Raw genomic sequence first — 17,833 nt, forward strand, 5'->3', positions numbered from 1 at the left:
GAGGAGAGCGATATGACTGAAGAGACGCATAATCTGTCCCGCCGGTCGCTTTTGGGCGGCACGGCCAAGACGGCGGTGTTCGCCGGCGTGGCGGCATCGGCCGTCGGCGGCCTGATGGCCACCGGCAGCACCAAGGCGGCGGAGTCGACGAACAAGGTCGAGGTGAAGCCCGGCGAACTCGATGAATACTACGGCTTCTGGTCGTCCGGTCAGACCGGCGAGCTGCGCATCCTCGGCGTGCCGTCGATGCGCGAGCTGATGCGCGTGCCGGTGTTCAACCGTTGCTCGGCCACCGGTTGGGGCATGACCAACGAAAGCATGAAGGTCCTGACCGAGGGGCTGCTGCCGGAGACAAAGGAGTTCCTGGCCAAGCGCGGTCTGCGCACCTACCAGAATGGCGACCTGCATCATCCGCACATGTCCTACACCGAAGGCACGTATGACGGTCGCTACCTGTTCATGAACGACAAGGCCAACACGCGGATCGCCCGCGTGCGCTGCGACGTGATGCGCTGCGACAAGATCCTCGAGATTCCCAACGCGTCCGACATCCACGGCATGCGGCCTCAGAAGTATCCCCGCACGGGCTACATCTTCGCCAATGGCGAACACGAGGCGCCGCTGGTCAACGATGGAACGATCCTCGACGATCCCAAGCAGTACGTGAACATCTTCACCGCCGTCGACGGCGACAAGATGGAGGTCGCCTGGCAGGTGATCGTGTCGGGCAACCTCGACAACACCAACACCGACTACAAGGGCAACTACGCCTTCTCCACCTCCTACAACTCGGAAATGGGCGTCAACCTCGCCGAGATGACCGCCAACGAGACCGACCATGTCGTCATCTTCGACATCAAGGCGATCGAGGCGGGCGTCGCCGCAGGCGACTATCAGGAGCTCAACGGCGCCAAGGTGCTCGACGGGCGCAAGGGCAAGAACTCCAAGTACACCCGCTACGTGCCGATCCCCAACAGTCCGCACGGCGTCAACGCCTCGCCGGACGGCAAGTACATCATGATCAACGGCAAGCTGTCGCCGACGGTTTCGATCATCGATGTCGACAAGGTCGCGCCGCTGTTCAAGGAGAATGCCGATCCGCGTTCCTGCGTCGTCGGCGAGCCGGAACTGGGCCTCGGTCCGCTCCATACCGCCTTCGACAACCGTGGCCACGCCTATACGACGCTGTTCCTCGACAGCCAGATGGTGAAGTGGGACATCGAGAAGGCCATTCGCGCCTACAAGGGCGAGAAGGTCGACCCGATCGTGCAGAAGATCGATGTCGCATACCAGCCCGGCCACAACTCGACCTCCATGGGCGAAACCAAGGATGCCGACGGCAAGTGGCTGGTGTCGATGAACAAGTTCTCCAAGGACCGCTATCTCAACGTCGGTCCGCTCAAGCCGGAGAACGAGCAGCTCATCGATATCTCCGGCGACGAGATGAAGCTGGTACACGACAGCCCGACCTTTGCCGAGCCGCACGACAGCATTCTGGTGCGCGCCGACATCGTCAACCCGCTGGCGGTGTGGAAGCGCGACGATCCGTTCTTCGCCGACGCCGTCGCGCAGGCCAAGGTCGATGGCGTCGACCTGGAAGCCGACAGCACGGTGATCCGCGACGGCAACAAGGTGCGCGTCTACATGACGTCGGTGGCGCCGGCCTTCGGCCTCGAAAGCTTCGAGGTGACCGAGGGCGACGAAGTCACTGTCTACGTCACCAACCTCGATGACGTGGAAGACCTCACCCACGGCTTCACCATCTCCAACTATGGCGTTGCCATGGAAGTGGCGCCGCAGGCGACCGCGTCGGTGACGTTCACCGCCGACCGGCCGGGCGTGCATTGGTTCTACTGCCAGTGGTTCTGCCACGCGCTCCACATGGAGATGCGCGGCCGCATGCTGGTGAAGCCCAAGTCGGCCTGAGGTTTGTTCATGAAGGCGCTCCATCTCCTCGCCGCGGTTGTTCTTTGTTGCACCGGCTCCGCCGGCGCGGCAGAGGTCGCCGTGGGGCCTGGGGTGGGCGCACTTCGTGAATCCATCCGAACCGCCGCGCCGGGGGATGTCCTCCGGCTCGGCAACACCCGATATGATGGCCCTGTCGTCATAGATAAGCCGCTGACGCTGATCGGTGATCGTGACAGCCGTATCGTCGGCAACGGCGAAGGTACGGTCGTTTCGGTAGAAGCCGATGATGTGACCCTGAAGGGGCTCTATGTCACCGGCTCGGGTCGCAAGCTCGACAAGCTGGACAGCGGCATAGCGCTGGCCAAGGGAACGCGCCGCGCTCTGGTCGAGAACAACCGCATCGTCCTGAATCTGATCGGCGTCGACGTTCAGGGCGCCATCGACGCCACGGTGCGCGGCAATACCATCGTCGGTCGCACCGATCTCCACCGCGCCGAAATGGGCTCCGGCATCTATGTCTGGAACGCGCCCGGTCTTCTCGTCGAACACAACGACATCCGTCGCGGCCGCGATGGTATCTTCGTGTCGACGTCGATGAAGGCGCGCTATCGCTTCAACCGCATGCAGGAGCTGCGCTTCGCCTTCCACTCGATGTACGCCAACGACATCGTACTTGAGAACAATCTGTCGCGCGGCAATGCCCTGGGCTTTGCCTTCATGTTCTCGCGCAACGTAACTGCGACCGACAACCTGTCGGTAGGAGATGCGACCCACGGTCTGTTTCTGAATTCGGTGAACGGTTCCGTTCTTCTTCACAACGAAGTCCGCGACGGCGGTGAGAAGTGTCTGTTCGTCTACGGCGCCGTACGCAATCGCTTCGAGGGCAACCGCCTGGAGGGATGCGACATCGGCATCCATCTGACCGGTGGCGCTTCGGAGAACGTGTTGACGGGCAATGCCTTCATCGGCAATCGCACCCAGGTAAAATACGTCGGCACCCGTTGGCTGGAGTGGAGCGGTATCCCCAAGGTTGCCGGCCAGACGGACGGGACGCGTGGCAACTACTGGTCCGATCACGTCGCCTTCGATCTCGACGGTGACGGTATGGCCGACAGCCCCTATCGCCCCAACGATACCGTGGACCTGTTGATATGGGGGCAGCCGATGGCTCGGTTGCTTCTCGGTTCGCCGGCCGTGCAACTGATCCGCTGGGCGCAATCGCGCTTTCCCGGTCTGTTGCCCGGTGGCGTCATCGACAGTCATCCGCTGATGTCGCCCGAAGGCGCTGGACCGCGCCCGCTCGCCACCCCTTTCACGGTCGGTTTTGTTCCCGCCGGGGAGAAATGACATGACGGATGCCGCCATTCTCTCGGTCGAAGATCTGACCATCCGCTTCGGCGCCGTGACGGCGGTCGACGGTGTCAGCCTCGCTGTCGCCCCAGGCGAGCGGGTCGCGCTGCTTGGCCACAATGGCGCGGGCAAGTCGACCTTGTTCAAGACCGTCCTCGGCTTCCTGAAGCCAGCCACGGGCCGCCTGTTCATTGGCGGCGCCGTCCCCGGCTCGGACGTGGCACGCCGCGCCGTCAGCTACCTGCCCGAGCAGGTGGTGTTCCCGAAGGCTTTGACCGGTGCCGAGGTCCTCACCCATTTCGCCCGCCTTAAGGGCGTGGCGCCGAAAGTGGCGCTACCGCTCCTCGAAACGGTCGGGATTGCCGACGCTGCCGGCCGGGCTGTTGGAACCTATTCCAAGGGCATGCGTCAGCGCCTCGGCCTTGCTCAAGCGCTGATCGGCACGCCGTGTCTGTTGCTGCTGGATGAGCCGACCTCCGGCCTCGACCCCGTTTCGCGGCGCGAGTTCTACGAGGTACTGGAGGCCTCGGCCCGCGCCGGCACGGCGGTGCTTCTGTCCTCACATTCGCTGTCCGAAATCGAGAACCGCATCGATCGCATCGCCATCCTGGCCAAGGGGCGCCTGCGCGCCGAGGGCGCGCTGGCCGACCTGTCTCGCCGGGCCGGCTTGCCGATCCGTATTCGCGTCGAAGCGGCGGAAGGCCGGGTCGAGGCCGTGCAGGCTCATCTCGGCGGCGAGCGCGTCAACGGCCGATCGGTGGTCGTCACATGCCGCGCCGAGGACAAGGTGGGCGCTCTGGCGCGCCTCGCCGAGCTTGGCTCCGATGTCGCCGATATCGACATCGCCCTGCCTGATCTCGACGACGTCTACCGTCACTACTCCGGCGTAACCGCCCAGGGAGCCCACCAATGACCGGTCTCGACCGCATGGCGGCGGTGGCCGCAACCGAGTTCCGTCTCGCCTTCCGCAATCGCTGGGTCCTGCTGTCGACGCTGGCCTTCACGCTGTTCGCGCTGGCTCTGGCCTTCCTCGGCTCGGGGCCTAGCGGTGCCCTGAAGGCCGACGCGCTGACCCTGACGGCGGCGAGCCTATCGACGCTTACCGTCTACCTGGTGCCGCTGATGGCGCTGCTCGTCTCCTACGACAGCATTGCCGGCGAAATCGAGCGAGGCACCTTGGCTTTGGTCCTGGCGACCCCGCTGAAGCGAGGCGAACTGGTCCTGACGAAGTTCTGCGGCCATCTCGCCGTTCTGACGCTGGCCATCGCCATCGGTTACGGCATAGCCGGTGCGGTGATTGCCGGGGTTCATGGCGCAACTGACGCTGGCCTTCTCGCCTGGGGGCGGCTCGTCGCCACTGCCGTGCTGCTGGGTGCCGCTTTTATCGCATTGGGCATGGCCCTGTCCGGTCTGGCGCGTCAGGCTGGCACTGCTGCCGCGCTCGCCATCGGCGCCTGGCTGATCCTGGTCGTGCTTTACGACCTTGCCTTGCTTGGCGCCGTCATCGTCGATCAGGGGGGCGTTTTCACCAAGACGATGTTCCCGGCGCTCGTGCTCGCCAACCCGGGCGATGCCTTCCGTCTCTACAATCTGGCGCTGATCGAGACGAATGCCCCTGTCGCCGGCCTCGACGGCCTTGCCCGGACCCTTCCTTTCCCTGTTTCCAGCGCGCTCGTCGTGCTCGCCCTGTGGCTTTTCGCAGGCCTTGCCGCCGCCTGGGCCCTTACCCGGAGAATCCGCCCATGATCAATCGCATCCTCTCCGCCCTGGTGCTCTCCGCCGCTCTGGCCCTGCCGCTTACCGCCTGCAAGGAGGAAGCGGCGGTCAAGCCCGCTGCCATCGCCATGACCGATGAGGCACTCGGCTATTACTGCCAGATGTACCTCGCCGACCACGGCGGCCCCAAGGCTCAGATCCACGAGAAGGGGCAGGAGCAGCCGCTCTGGTTCTCGCAGGTGAGCGACGCCGTCACCTATCTGCGCGGCGGCGAAAAGCGCGGCGATGTCACCGCCGTCTACGTCTCCGACATGGAAAAGGCGCCGAGCTGGGCCGAACCTGGCCGCGACAACTGGATCGACGCCGACGCGGCGGTGTTCGTCATCGGCAGCCGGCAGGCCGGCGCCATGGGAATGCCCGAAGCAATCCCCTTCGGCAGCCAGAGGGCGGCCGACGAATTCGTGGCACGCGAGGGCGGCGCGATCGTCAAGCTGGCGGATATCCCGGACAAGTATCTCGGGCCGGCGAACGCCGGATCGGCCGATCATTCCGACATGCAGATGTGAGGTTCGTCATGGCAGATTTCCTTGCCCGCCCGGTCGAACGGCGCCGCTTCATCCGCATTGGCGCGACTCTCGCCGTCATGGCGGTGGTTCCCTCAGCCCTTGCGGTGGCGCCTGTGCGCCGTTGGTCTGGCAATGCCCTCGGCGCTCACGCTTCGATCGAGCTTGTTGGGGCTGATGCTCCCCTCGCAGCGGCGACCTTCGCCGCGGTCGAGCAGGAAATCGCCCGCCTCGAAGGGCTTTTCAGCCTCTATCGTCCCGATAGCGCTCTGTCCCGCCTCAATGCCATCGGCCATCTCGAAACGCCGGAAGCCGACTTTCTGCGCCTCCTCGGGTTGGCGCGTAGCGTATACAGGGAGACAGGCGGCCTGTTTGATCCCACGGTGCAGCCGCTCTTTGCCGCCTATGCCGCGCATTACGCCGGAGGACGGAGCGATGCGCTGCCCACGGCGGAACTTGCCGAGCGGCTGGCGCTGGTCGGCTTCGCCCAAGTGGCTTTCGATGAGAACGTGGTGCGCTTCTCTCGTCCCGGCATGGCAATGACACTGAATGGCATTGCCCAGGGTTATGTTACCGATCGCGTGGCGGATCTTCTGAAGGCACGCGGTTTCGACAACGTGCTGCTCGACATCGGCGAGATCAGGGCGCTCGGCGGCGGTAGCGACGGCGACGGCTGGAAGGTCGGCCTGGCCGCCGGTCCGGATGGCGAGGCGCTGTCGGCCTCGCTGCGTCTCAGGGATCGTGCGGTCGCCACCTCGATGATGGCGGGCACCGTTCTCGACGCACCGGGGCGCGTCGGACATATCCTGCATCCCAGGAAGGGTGCTGTGCCCTCGGCCTTCTCGTCGGTCAGCATCGTGGCCGCCGAGGCCGCACTGGCCGACGCTCTGTCGACGGCGGCCGTGCTGATGACGCCGGACGAACTGTCTCGGCTCGACCATCCCGGCGTCGAGATTTATGCGACGCCGGTCTGATGGTTCGGGCGGCCTCAGGCCGCCGGCGCCACAGGGCCGCCGCAACGGAGGTCGGTGTCGGCAACGTCCTGTCGGCCGTAGACCTTAAACATCGCAAAGACGTTCTGCATCTCGGCGCTGTCGAGGATCACCGGCGTTCCCACGGCAAGCGTGCGCCAATACTGGGCGGCGATGGTCTCCACCTCGACCAGCAGCGAGTAGGCCTTCTTGAGGTTTGAGCCGAGCACGATCAGGCCGTGGTTGGCGAGCAGGCACGCGAGGCGGCCTTCCAACGCCGTCAGGGCATGGTCGGACAGCGCCTGCGAACCGAAGGTGGCATACTCGGCGCAGCGGATGTTCTCGCCGCCGGCCGCGGCCACCATGTAGTGGACGGCCGGAATGTCGCGGCGCAGGCAGGAGATCACCGTCGAAAACATGGAGTGGGTGTGGATTATCGTGTCGATGTCCGTCCGGCGCTGCAGGATGTCCCGGTGGAAGCGCCATTCGCTGGTCGGTCGGCAGGGGCCATAGTAGGTGCCGTCGAAGGTCATTTCGACGATCTGGTCTTCCGTCATCTCGGCATACGGGATGCCGGTCGGCGTCACTAGAAAGCGATCCTTGCCAACACGAACGCTGACGTTGCCCGAGGTGCCCTGATTGACGCCCGAGGCGTTCATTTCGCGACACGTATTGATGATCTCTGTCCGAAGGGCGAGATGGGAGAGGGCGGAAAGGCTGGCAGGCATTCTGGGGTCCTCGATGAGGGGGCGGGCAGAGTGGGTTCGACACGCTGGACGAGCAATGGCACTTGGCGCGGATAGGTGCTTATGTTAACTCAGATTGTCAATTGTCGATCCGAGGTGGCGCGCTTCGGGCGATAGGGTTGGAAAGATCATGGCACTACGCTCTAGGACGAAGGACAAGACCGACCGGTCGGGGGCGGCCGAAGCGGAGAGTCGGACACCGCTGCCGCGGCCGGGGGAATACCTCACCGATCCGCTTCTCTGGGCGTCCTGGCTGTATCATCACGACGAGATGACCCAGAGCCAGATCGCCGACCTTATGGGGGTCTCGCGGGCAACGGTGGTGAACTACCTGCAGCAGGCGCGCGACCTGCACTACGTCAAGGTGGTGGTACGTCCGGAACTTCTGAACTCGATCGACCTCGCCCAACAGCTCAAGCAGGCCTTTGGCCTGACCGAATGCATGGTCATTCCCTTCGACGGCGGCGTGCGACCGCCGAGCGAGCGCATCGGTCGGGCCGGCGCCCAGTATCTCGATCAGATTCTGATGAACGGCGACGTTCTTGGCGTCGCCTGGGGACGCACGGTGCTGTCGCTGGCCGAGAACCTGCCCGAAAAGGCGATGCCGGACAGCTGCGTCGTGCAGGTGATCGGCAGCCAACGCTCCGCCTATGACGGGTTCACGGCCGAGGAGTGCGTCGCCTTCATTGCGCGCCGGCTGCACGCCCGGTCCATCAACCTGCATGCCCCGGCGGCCCTTTCCAATGCGGCCCTGCGCGATGCGCTGATGCGCGAGCCGACGATCCAGGAGCAGTTCGCCCGCATCCGTTCCTGCAACAAGCTGCTGTTCGGTGTCTGTACGGTAAAGGCCAACAGCCTGGTGTTCGCTTCCGGCCTGATCTCCGTCGACGAGAGCAAGTACTACATCGCCAATGGCGCCGTCGGCGTCATCGCCGGCCGCTTCTACGACATCGACGGCAACTGGTTGCGCGGCACCATGGACGATCGGATGATCGGCATGACCCTTGAGGACGTCCGCAGCGTGCCGACCCGTATCGCCGCCGCTGGTGGTCCGGACAAGACGGACGCCATTCTCGGCGCGCTGCGCGGTGGTTATGTCACCGCCCTGATCACCGACGAACCGACGGCCCGCAATATTCTCGGGCGGCTCTAGGCCAGTCCGAGGGGCGGGCTGCTTTTGCCCCGATCTGATTGAAAGAAGCACCGGCCGGGGGGAGCCGGCGCGCGCCCTTGCGCTGGCTCGGATATCCGATGCGGGGCAAGGGCGGTTTGTCATGTGGCCTTCTGCTCCGGATAGAGCTTGAGGAGACCTTCGCGGCTGGCGGCGGCGACACCACGCTCGGTGATGAGGCCGGTGACGAGACGGGCGGGCGTCACGTCGAAGCCGTAGTTGAGGGCCGGGCTTCCCTTGGGCAGGATGTCCACCGTCTCGAGCCGGCCATCGGCGGTGCGGCCGGTGATGTGGCTGAGTTCGTGGGCGTCGCGCTCTTCGATCGGGATCTCGCGCACGCCGTCTTCGAGCGTCCAGTCGATGGTGGTGAACGGCAGGCCGACGTAGAAGGGTACGCCGTTGTCGTGGGCGGCAAGCGCCTTCAGATAGGTGCCGATCTTGTTGCAGACGTCGCCGGTTGCCGTCGTACGGTCGGTGCCGACGATCGCCATGTCGACCAGACCGTGCTGCATCAGGTGGCCGCCCTGATTGTCGGCGATGACGGTATGATCGACTCCGTGCTGGCCGAGCTCGAAGGCGGTGAGGCTGGCGCCCTGGTTGCGCGGCCGCGTCTCGTCGACCCAGACATGGATGGGAATACCGGCCTCGAAGGCCATGTAGATGGGGGCGAGCGCCGTGCCCCAGTCGATGCAGGCCAGCCAGCCGGCGTTGCAGTGGGTGAGGACGTTGAAGCGCGGCGGCTTGCCTTTCTTCTCCCAGAGATCCCGGATGATGGCGAGGCCATGCCGGCCGATCGCCTTGCAGGTCTCGACGTCCTCGTCGCAGATCTCGGCGGCGCGCCGATAGGCAAGGCCCATGCGCTCGGATGGGGCGACCTTGATGAGACGACCCTTGAGGTCATCGAGCCCCCAGCGGAGATTGACGGCCGTTGGTCGGGTGGCAAGCAGCGCCGTATAGGCCTTCTCGAGGTTCTCGTCCGAGGAGTCCTCGCGCATGGCCAGTGCCAGGCCATAGGCGCCGGTGGCGCCGATCAGCGGCGCGCCGCGCACCACCATGTCGCGGATGGCGGTTGCCGCCTCCTGCCAGGAGCGGAGGGTCCGCGTCTTGACCTCGAACGGAAGCTTGGTCTGGTCGATGATCTCGACGCCCCAGCTGTCGTCCGCAACCCAGATCGTCCGCATGGATTTGCCGTAGATTTTCATGAAAGCCTCCGGTTGCCGCCGCGCGCCTCGGTGCGCCGAGCGGTCCGCTTGTGGCGGGCGGCGCTTGGCCGCCCTATGGTCATTCGGATGCGGCCGGATGGCCGTCAGCGGGTGACGTCGGCAGCGACCACGGCGGCGGCCACGGCGTCGATACTGGCAAAGCGCGCCCGGTTGACGACGAGCTCCCGGCCGAGCCGCAATGCCCGCCGTTCGCCTATCGCCCTCAGGTCCTTGTCGGTAATGCTTTCGAAGTCGGCGACATGGGCGAGGCCAAGGATGCGGCGGATCATCTTGCAGCCGGCAAAGCCAAGCGTGTCCTCGAACAGCGCGCGCATGTAGCGAGCTTGTTCCTCGGCCAGGGCCGCGCGGCTCGCCGCGTCGGTGAACAGCTCGGCGGTGAAGGCATCGCCCTTGCCCTCCGTCGACCACAACTCGACGAAGCGAGCCGAGAACAGCGTCCAGACGTCGGTGATCTGCTTTAGGATCCAGGCGCGGTAAGCGTCGCGACCACCCTTCTTCTCTTCGTGGCCGATCTGGCTGAGGTAGGCGAGGATGAGGTTGCCGATGAGGGCGCCGACGTCGAAGCCCATCGGTCCGAAGAAGGCGAACTCGGGATCGATGATGCGGACGTCGGTACTGGTCGCCATGATCGAGCCGGAGTGCAGGTCGCCGTGAACCAACGCCTCGGCATGGCTCAGGAACTTGAGCTTCATGGCCTGTGCGGCTGCCTTGAGCGGGCCGTCCGCGCGGATTTCGAGGGCGATGTCGTCGAGCTGGGGCGACGTCCAGTGATTGAGCTTGGCCGCCCTGTAGGGGTCGGTGAACACGAGGTCCTCGGTGATCCGGCAAAGCTCGGTGTTGGCGCAGAACACCGCCATCTGCTTCTTCTTCTCGGCTGCTGGCAGGTAAAGGTCCGACGTCTTGAACAGCGATTGCGCCATGAACTCGGACAGCGTCGCCGCGAAGCGCGGAAACTCCACGCCGTCGATCAGCCCCTTGCGCATGATGATGTGCGGGGTGAGGAACTCCATGACGACCAGCGCCTGCATGGCATCGAACAGCACGACCTTGGGCACGAGGCCGGGGGCTGCGGCATCCTCGGTGATCAGGGCCTGGGTCTCGAAGAAGGATCGGTCGAGCGGCAGCGGCCAGGAGTCGCCGACAAGGCGAACATAGGGAAGGGCCTGCTTGACGATCAGCGCTCCCTTGGGGCCGCGCACGATGAACACCAGGTTGAGGTTGCCGTCGCCAACCTCGGTGACCTTCCAGTCCGACGAGGTGCCGCCGAGGATGGGCGCCGCTTCCGAAAAGCCTGCGAGATAGGGCGCCAGCGTGCTTTCGGTCATCGGCCGGTAATCGGCGCCGCCTGTGCGGGCGCTCCGAACGTCTGTCATGGGGTCTTCTCCATCCCTCGCTACTTGAGCCTCCGCCACGACAGCCTGTCGCTCCTCATGCTGGCAGAGGGTGCTGAAGGCGGAGGTTGTTCTGCTTTTCGTCATTTGTCAAGATCGATTGACAATTGACGTTTGAGTGGCTAGGTTGCCGCCATCGGGTCTGGAGGAGGCCCTCTGCCAAACATCCGTGGAGGCGGTTTTCGGCATGACAGAACCTGAGAGGGAGGTGATCCGCATCCGTGGGCTGAACAAGCGTTTCGGCAGCACGCATGCGGTCATCGACGTCGATCTCGACATTCGGCGCGGCGAAGTACTGGCGCTGATGGGCGCCAACGGCGCCGGCAAGTCGACGCTGATCAAGATTCTCTGCGGCGTGCATCCCGCCGATTCCGGAGTCATGGAGATCGATGGCGAACCGGTGAACTTCCGTTCGCCGCTTGAGGCTTGCGCCGCCGGCATCCACACGGTTCACCAGATCATCAATGACGGTGTCGTTCAGCAGCTTACGGTCGCCGAGAACCTGGCGCTGGATGAGATTTGCCGCCCGGAAGGGCCGATGCTGCTCAGCCGGACCGCCATCACGGCGCGAGCTCGCGAGATCCAGGCGATCCTGGGGCTCGACCTGCCGCTCGGCAGAGCCATGAGCGAGCTCGGGCAGGCCGAACGCCAGCTCGTGGCGATCGCGCGCGCCCTGTCTCACGATCCCAAGGTGCTGATTCTCGACGAGCCGACCTCGTCGTTGTCGGAGGCGGAAGCCGCTCGTCTTTTTGCGCTGATCGAGGATCTGAGGGCGCGCGGGGTCGCAATCATCTACATCAGTCACCGCATGTCCGACATCCGTCGCCTCGCCGACCGGGCCGTCGTGATGCGGGACGGCCGCACTCGCGCCGAGTTCCCAAAGCCGCTCGACTTCGACGGCATCGTCCATGCGATGGTTGGCCACCGCGTCAGCGAGGGCACCCGCGCTGCCGTCTCCGGCGGGCGCACCGTGGTCGAACTTCGCGACTTCGCCCTCACGCCGACGTCGGCCCCCTTCGACCTCGACCTCCACGAGGGCGAAGTCGTGGTGCTCACCGGCCTGATCGGCGCCGGCAAGACGGAACTTGCCGAATGCCTGTTCGGCACCGCCGCTCCGCACGCCGGATCGGCGACGATCGACGGCAAGCCCTTGCGCGCTGCTTCGCCACAACACGCCATCGCTCAGGGCGTGTTCATGGCGCACGAGGATCGAGGCAACTCTTCGTTGGTCTCCGAGTTCTCGGTGCTTCACAACATGACGCTGCCGTTTCTCAGGCATTTCTCCAAGCTGTCGTTGGTCGTCCCGGATCAGGAGCGGCGAGCGGCCGCGGGGCAGGTCGGCGACCTCGCCATCAAATGCCCGTCTATCGACGTGCCGATCGGCTCTCTGTCTGGCGGCAACCAGCAAAAGGTGGTTCTCGGGCGCTGGTTGATCCAGCCCTGCCGGTTGCTGATCCTCGACGAGCCCTTCCAGGGCGTCGATATCGGGGCACGGCAGGACATCGGACGACGGTTGCGCGAAACCGCCGCCGGACGGGCGACCCTGGTCATATGCGCCGATCTCGAGGAGGCGACCGAGATCGCCGACCGTATCGTCGTGATGCGCGACTTCTCGGTGGTCGGTGGCCACTCCATCGACGGGCTGTCGCTCGATGCCCTGGTTGCAGAGATCAGCGGCGCTGGCGCCCACGCAACCTTCGCCTGACGCTTCGCAAGACAAAAGGCTTTTCATCATGAGCACCCAGTCTCCCAATCCGGCCGCGCCGGCCGCAGCCGCGCAACCCGACGCCGCGAAGTCCGCTTTCACCGTCAAGGACTTCGTCATCAAGTTCGGTCTTCTGATCATTCTCGCCGTGATGATCATCGTCTTCTGGCGTCTCGAGCCGGCCTTCGCCAACGCCCGCAACATGTTCTCCATTCTGCAGGCCGTGTCGGTTACCGCGCTTCTGGCGCTCGGCGTGACCGTTACGCTGGCCATCGCGGGCTTCGATCTTTCGATTGGCTCCACGGCGGCCATGTCGTTGATGGCGTCGAGCTATGTGATGGTGATCCTGAACCAGGGCACGCTGCTGGCCGTCATCGTCTGCCTGCTGCTCGGCGCCTTCATCGGCTTTCTCAATGGCGTGCTGATCGTCAAGGGCCGCATTCCCGACCTGTTGGCGACGCTTGGCATGATGTTCCTGCTGCTCGGCCTGCAGCTGATTCCGACCGGCGGTCGCTCGATCGCCAAGGGCATGACCCTGTCGGACGGCTCGGCGGCGACCGGCAGCTTCTCCGAGACCTTCCTGGCGCTCGGCCGCTACCGCCTGTTCGACATGGTCCCGTTGCCCGTGATCATCATGGTGGTGGCTGCCATCATCCTCTGGGTGTTCATGGAACGCTCGCGCTACGGCCGCGTGCTCTACGCCATCGGCGGCAACGAGAAGGCCACGCGCCTCGCCGGCGCTCCGGTCGAACGCTACAAGATCGCCGCCTACATGATCTCCGGCCTGTTCGCCTCGATCGGCGGCATCCTGCTGGCCGCGCGCGTCGGTCGCGGCGACGTCACCTCCGGCTCGTCGCTGCTGCTTGACTCGGTGGCCGCCGCGCTGATCGGCTACGCGGTGCTGGGCGCCAAGAAGCCCAACGTGTTCGGCACGGCGATCGGCGCCCTGTTCGTCGGTACGCTGCTCAACGGCCTGACCATGCTCAACGCCCCCTACTACGCGCAGGACTTCGTCAAGGGCCTCGTCCTTGTCTTCGCCCTGCTCTTCACCTTCGGCTTCGCATCCTCGCAGCGTCGCTGAGCCGGCTTCGGCCCAAATGGAAAACGCGAGGTAGGCCGCGGCGCGCGGAGGAGGCGCGCACCGGCGACGACAATGGAAACGTCATTTGAGGAGTGAGAAAATGACTATCGACAGAAGGACATTTCTTGCCGGCCTTGCCACCGCCACGGTGGCCGGCGGCCTGCCGCTCCGTGCCGCCTACGCCGAGGGCATCGCCGGTGCTCCGGGCATCGTCGGCGAGCGCAAGATCAAGATCGCGCTGGTGCGCTATCTCTCCACCGGCGACTTCTTCCAGTTCTACCTTGCCGGCGTGACGCGCCAGGCCGAGGCGCTCGGCTTCGACCTGCACGTGCTCGACTCCCGCCAGGACGCCGCGCTTCAGGCTGAAATGCTGCAGCAGGCGATGAACCTCGGCGTCGACGGCATCATCCTGCAGCACGGCCTGACCGAGACGCTGAAGGACCCGGCCGCCCAGGCCGTGGAGGAAGGCTTCAAGGTCGTCGCCTTCGACGTCAACTGCGAGAACCCGGCCATTCCGCAGATCGAGCAGAACGATCGCGAACTGGCCCGTCTCGCCCTTGAGCAGGCGATCGCCGACAACGGCGAGAGCTTCAAGGCCGGATACGTCTACGTGCCGGGCATTGCGCCGCTCGACCGCCGCGACGAGACATGGCAGGCCTTCAAGAAGAAGTACCCCGGCATTCAGGAAGTGGCCCACTGGGGTACGATGAACAACCCGATCGCCAACTCCGTCGCCGACCAGACGGCGGCGGTGCTGCGCGCCAATCCGGACATCACCGTCATCTTCGCGCCTTACGACGAGTTCGCCAAGGGCGCCAAGACGGCTGTCGACGAAGCCGGCCTGAGCGAGCAGATCAAGATCTACTCGGCCGATATCTCGACGCCGGACATCTCGGCCATGGTCGAGGACAAGAGCGCCTGGGCCGCCACCGCGGCCACCTCTTCGGCTGTCGTCGGCGAAGTCTGCGTGCGCACGCTGGCCCTGCAGCTTGCCGGCGTCGAAACCGGTGCGCAGGTGGTGGTCCCGCCGACGCTGATCACCCGGCAGATGCTTCTGGAGAAGGGCATCAAGAACATGGACGACCTCGCGGCCAAGCTGCCGCAGTTCTCCAAGGCCGATGTTTCGATGGCGCCCTGGATCGCCGAACCGAAGCGCTGATTGATCTTCGGACCAAAGAAATCGGACTGCTCCTCCGCCGGGGTGCCTAACCAGGCACTCCGGTTCCAGAAGCCGGCATCCCTCGGGGTGCCGGCTTTCCTGTCTTCGGCCGCCAAGATGCGGTCCTTTCGCATTTGCAGATCAGCGGGACGCGCGCGGGGACGAGGAATCGCCTCCTCGCGGCGTGGGGCCTTCGCCAAACTTTTCTCCGAACGCCCTCTTGCCGAAACCGGTTTCGGTGCTGAAGCTTCGATTCCAGGGAGGATACGGACGTGCTTGTCAGCGATAGCAAGCCCGAGGAGCGGAGGGCGCCGAGAGCGAGGATATCCGACGTTGCGCAGGCGCTTGGTCTGACCAAGGCGACCGTGTCGCGCGCGCTCAATGGCTACCCCGACATATCCGAGAGCACACGGGCCCGCGTTCGCCACAAGGCGGCGGAGCTTGGCTACAGCCCCCTCAGCCACGCGCAAGCGATCCGGACTGGTCGCGCCCGTTCGCTCGGCATCGTCCTGCAGGTCGGCGATCAGGATGGCCAGCGTCCTTTCGTCGCAGATTTTCTCGCCGGCCTGTCCTCGGCGGCCAGCGCCGAGAACTGGACCTTGACCGTCGCCACCGCCACCACCGAAGAGGACATGCTCGCGACCATGGGGCGTCTCATCGACGAACGGAAGGCGGATGGTTTCGTGCTGCCGCGAACCAAGGTCGCCGACGAGCGCATCCGCATGCTACGCCGCCTCTCCATACCCTTCGTCCTGTTCGGACGAACCGGCGATCCGGAGAGCTGCGCCTATTTCGATATCCTCGGAGAGGACGCGATGGCGCTTGCCGTGCGCCATCTTCATGGCCTTGGCCACAGGCGCATCGGCTACATCGGCGGCGGTGACGGCTTTTACTATTCCGCCGTCCGAAGCGCTGGCTATCGAGCCGGTATCGAGGCGGTCGACCTTCCTTTCGATCCGGCCATCGTCGGTGGCGGCGCCTACACGGTCGATGCCGGAATGCGCGAAGCCGATCGGTTGCTGGCTGCCGACGAACCGCCGACCGCAATCCTCTGCGCCACCGACATGTGCGCCCTCGGTGTATGTCGGCGGGCGTCCGCTCTTGGGCTCAGGGTTGGCGGGGATCTCTCTGTGATTGGCTACGACGGCGTTCCCGAAGGCGCGTGGTCGACGCCGCCGCTCGCCACCTTCGAGGTCGACAGCCGCGTCGCCGGTCTGCACCTCGCCAATCTCTTGATTCGCCGTATCCGTGGCGAAAACCCGGCCGACCTGAGGGAAACCGCCCACGCGCGCTTCCTCGATCGCGGCTCCGCCGCGCGGCCAATGATGAGTTCGGCCGAACTTCGCGAGCATGTAGCGCGCGCGACCGGTCGATAGAGACCACCCAAGCCGACCGCCTGGGAGAGAGGGGCGGTTGCCAGCCAAGGATGGTCGCATGACCGTCGAACGACGGATAAAAGGGAGGATGAGATGCCCCGAGTTTCGAGATTTGCCAAACGCCTGATGGTCTGCACCGCGTTGGGGATGCTTGTCGCCCCCGCATATGCCGCCGATCTTCGGCTGTGGACGACGGAAGAACAGCCCGAGCGCCTTGCCAAACAGCAGGAGATTGCTGCCGCCTTCGAGAAGGAAACCGGCACCAGTGTCGACGTGATTCCGGTGACCGAGAGCGATCTCGGAACGCGCGCCACCGCCGCCTACGCGGCCGGCGACCTGCCGGACGTGATCTATCACACGCTTCAGTATGCGCTGCCCTGGGCCGAAGCCGGCATTCTCGACACGGAAGCGGCGACGGATGTCATCGAACAGCTCGGCAAGGACACGTTCGCACCCGGCGCCCTGGCGATGGCCGCGCAGGGAGATGGTTGGGCGTCAGTGCCCGTCGATGGCTGGACGCAGATGATCGTCTATCGCAAGGATCTGTTCGACGCCGCCGGGCTCCAGGCGCCGTCGACCTACGCCAATGTGGTGGCTGCCATCGACAAGCTGTCCAAGCCGCCGGAAATCTACGGCTTCGTCGCCGCCACCAAGATCGACGACAACTACATGAGCCAGATGCTGGAGCACATCTTCCTTGCCAATGGCGTGTCGCCGGTGGGCAAGGATGGATTTGCTCCGTTCGACGAAGCCAAGACGGTGGAGGTGCTGGAGTTCTACAAGAAGCTCGCGGAAGCCTCGCCCCCGGGCGAGCTCTACTGGCAGCAATCGCGCGAGCTCTATTTTGCCGGCAAAGCGGCGATGATCATCTGGTCGCCTTTCATCCTCGACGAGATGGCCGGGCTGCGTGACGCCGCGCCGGTCACCATCAACAAGGACCCGACGACCACCGAACTCGCCAAGAAGACCGGTATCGTCACCAAGCTTTCCGGACCCTCCAATCCCGAGGGAGCCGCCTGGGCCGACATTCGCTACTTCGGCATCACGACCGACGCCGATACGGCCTCGGCCGAGGCTTTCGTGAAGTATTCGATGGATCAGGGCTATACAGCTACGCTGTCGATGGCGCCCGAAGGCAAGTTCCCGGTTCGCCGGGGGACGGCTGACGATCCGGAGAAGTTCGAGAAGGCCTGGGCGGAACTGCCGGTCGGTGTCGATCGCAAGATGCCGCTTGGCGACGTCTATTCGGCGGACGTGATCAAGGAAGTGACCGGCGGTCTCGACGTGGCCGAGCGCTGGGGCGTCAAGGAGGGGCAGCTGTCGCTGGCCTCCAAGATGAACAACAGTCGCGAGATCAACCGGATCGTCCGCGAGTATCTTGACGGCGCCCGCGATGCCAAGGCGACAGTGGCGCTTCTCAACACCGAGCTCGCCAAGATCAAGTGATGAAGGACTAGAGCACGTCCGGCGAAC

At 64.9% G+C, this 17,833-nt stretch carries 15 protein-coding genes; 12 read left to right on the plus strand and 3 right to left on the minus strand.

What is annotated here, in order from left to right:
* Window positions 1–12: 12 nt before the first annotated feature.
* From nosZ to M4J40_RS09330, 6 genes are read left to right on the plus strand one after another with little or no spacing between them, the layout of a single operon-like run.
* A complete protein-coding gene (gene nosZ, locus M4J40_RS09305; protein ID WP_251753810.1) occupies window positions 13–1,926 on the plus strand; it encodes a TAT-dependent nitrous-oxide reductase in 1,914 nt (637 codons plus the stop codon).
* A 9-nt stretch (window positions 1,927–1,935) separates the two neighbouring features.
* Window positions 1,936–3,255: a nitrous oxide reductase family maturation protein NosD gene (locus tag M4J40_RS09310; RefSeq protein ID WP_251753811.1), complete on the plus strand. Its 1,320-nt coding sequence runs from the start codon at window positions 1,936–1,938 to the stop codon at window positions 3,253–3,255.
* A 1-nt stretch (window position 3,256) separates the two neighbouring features.
* Entirely contained in the window at window positions 3,257–4,171 is a 915-nt protein-coding gene (locus tag M4J40_RS09315; protein ID WP_251753812.1) for an ABC transporter ATP-binding protein, read from the plus strand.
* A complete protein-coding gene (locus M4J40_RS09320; RefSeq protein WP_251753813.1) occupies window positions 4,168–5,004 on the plus strand; it encodes an ABC transporter permease in 837 nt (278 codons plus the stop codon). The genes M4J40_RS09315 and M4J40_RS09320 overlap by 4 nt, the downstream gene beginning before the upstream one ends.
* The gene (locus M4J40_RS09325; RefSeq protein WP_251753814.1) at window positions 5,001–5,540 is read left to right on the plus strand and encodes a nitrous oxide reductase accessory protein NosL; all 540 of its coding nucleotides are present in this window, start codon (window positions 5,001–5,003) and stop codon (window positions 5,538–5,540) included. The genes M4J40_RS09320 and M4J40_RS09325 overlap by 4 nt, the downstream gene beginning before the upstream one ends.
* An 8-nt stretch (window positions 5,541–5,548) precedes the next feature.
* The gene (locus M4J40_RS09330) at window positions 5,549–6,511 is read left to right on the plus strand and encodes an FAD:protein FMN transferase (RefSeq protein ID WP_251753815.1); all 963 of its coding nucleotides are present in this window, start codon (window positions 5,549–5,551) and stop codon (window positions 6,509–6,511) included.
* Window positions 6,512–6,525: 14 nt separating this feature from the next.
* Here the strand turns inward: M4J40_RS09330 and M4J40_RS09335 are convergent, their stop codons facing one another.
* Window positions 6,526–7,236, minus strand: a complete 711-nt coding sequence (locus M4J40_RS09335; protein ID WP_251753816.1) for a class II aldolase/adducin family protein — start codon at window positions 7,234–7,236, stop codon at window positions 6,526–6,528.
* 148 nt (window positions 7,237–7,384) lie between these two features.
* On the opposite strand from M4J40_RS09335, the gene M4J40_RS09340 reads away from it, so the two are divergent.
* Complete coding sequence (locus tag M4J40_RS09340) at window positions 7,385–8,407, plus strand: sugar-binding transcriptional regulator (RefSeq protein WP_251753817.1); 1,023 nt, start codon at window positions 7,385–7,387, stop codon at window positions 8,405–8,407.
* A 119-nt stretch (window positions 8,408–8,526) separates the two neighbouring features.
* On the opposite strand, the gene mtnA is transcribed toward M4J40_RS09340, so the two are convergent.
* Entirely contained in the window at window positions 8,527–9,627 is a 1,101-nt protein-coding gene (gene mtnA, locus M4J40_RS09345) for an S-methyl-5-thioribose-1-phosphate isomerase (protein ID WP_251753818.1), read from the minus strand.
* Between the two features lie 104 nt (window positions 9,628–9,731).
* On the minus strand, window positions 9,732–11,021 hold the full coding sequence (gene mtnK / locus M4J40_RS09350) for an S-methyl-5-thioribose kinase (RefSeq protein WP_251753819.1): 1,290 nt from the start codon (window positions 11,019–11,021) through the stop codon (window positions 9,732–9,734).
* Between the two features lie 205 nt (window positions 11,022–11,226).
* On the opposite strand from mtnK, the gene M4J40_RS09355 reads away from it, so the two are divergent.
* From M4J40_RS09355 to M4J40_RS09375, 5 genes are all read left to right on the plus strand, one after another.
* A complete protein-coding gene (locus M4J40_RS09355; RefSeq protein WP_251753820.1) occupies window positions 11,227–12,744 on the plus strand; it encodes a sugar ABC transporter ATP-binding protein in 1,518 nt (505 codons plus the stop codon).
* A 28-nt stretch (window positions 12,745–12,772) separates the two neighbouring features.
* A complete protein-coding gene (locus tag M4J40_RS09360; RefSeq protein WP_405030732.1) occupies window positions 12,773–13,825 on the plus strand; it encodes an ABC transporter permease in 1,053 nt (350 codons plus the stop codon).
* A gap of 100 nt (window positions 13,826–13,925) precedes the next feature.
* On the plus strand, window positions 13,926–14,984 hold the full coding sequence (locus M4J40_RS09365) for a substrate-binding domain-containing protein (RefSeq protein WP_251753821.1): 1,059 nt from the start codon (window positions 13,926–13,928) through the stop codon (window positions 14,982–14,984).
* A 272-nt stretch (window positions 14,985–15,256) separates the two neighbouring features.
* A complete protein-coding gene (locus tag M4J40_RS09370) occupies window positions 15,257–16,360 on the plus strand; it encodes a substrate-binding domain-containing protein (protein ID WP_251753822.1) in 1,104 nt (367 codons plus the stop codon).
* Window positions 16,361–16,453: 93 nt separating this feature from the next.
* A complete protein-coding gene (locus M4J40_RS09375; RefSeq protein ID WP_251753823.1) occupies window positions 16,454–17,806 on the plus strand; it encodes an ABC transporter substrate-binding protein in 1,353 nt (450 codons plus the stop codon).
* Window positions 17,807–17,833 lie beyond the last annotated feature (27 nt).

The sequence above is a fragment of the Pleomorphomonas sp. JP5 genome (genome assembly GCF_023721815.1).
Classification (GTDB): Bacteria; Pseudomonadota; Alphaproteobacteria; order Rhizobiales; family Pleomorphomonadaceae; genus Pleomorphomonas.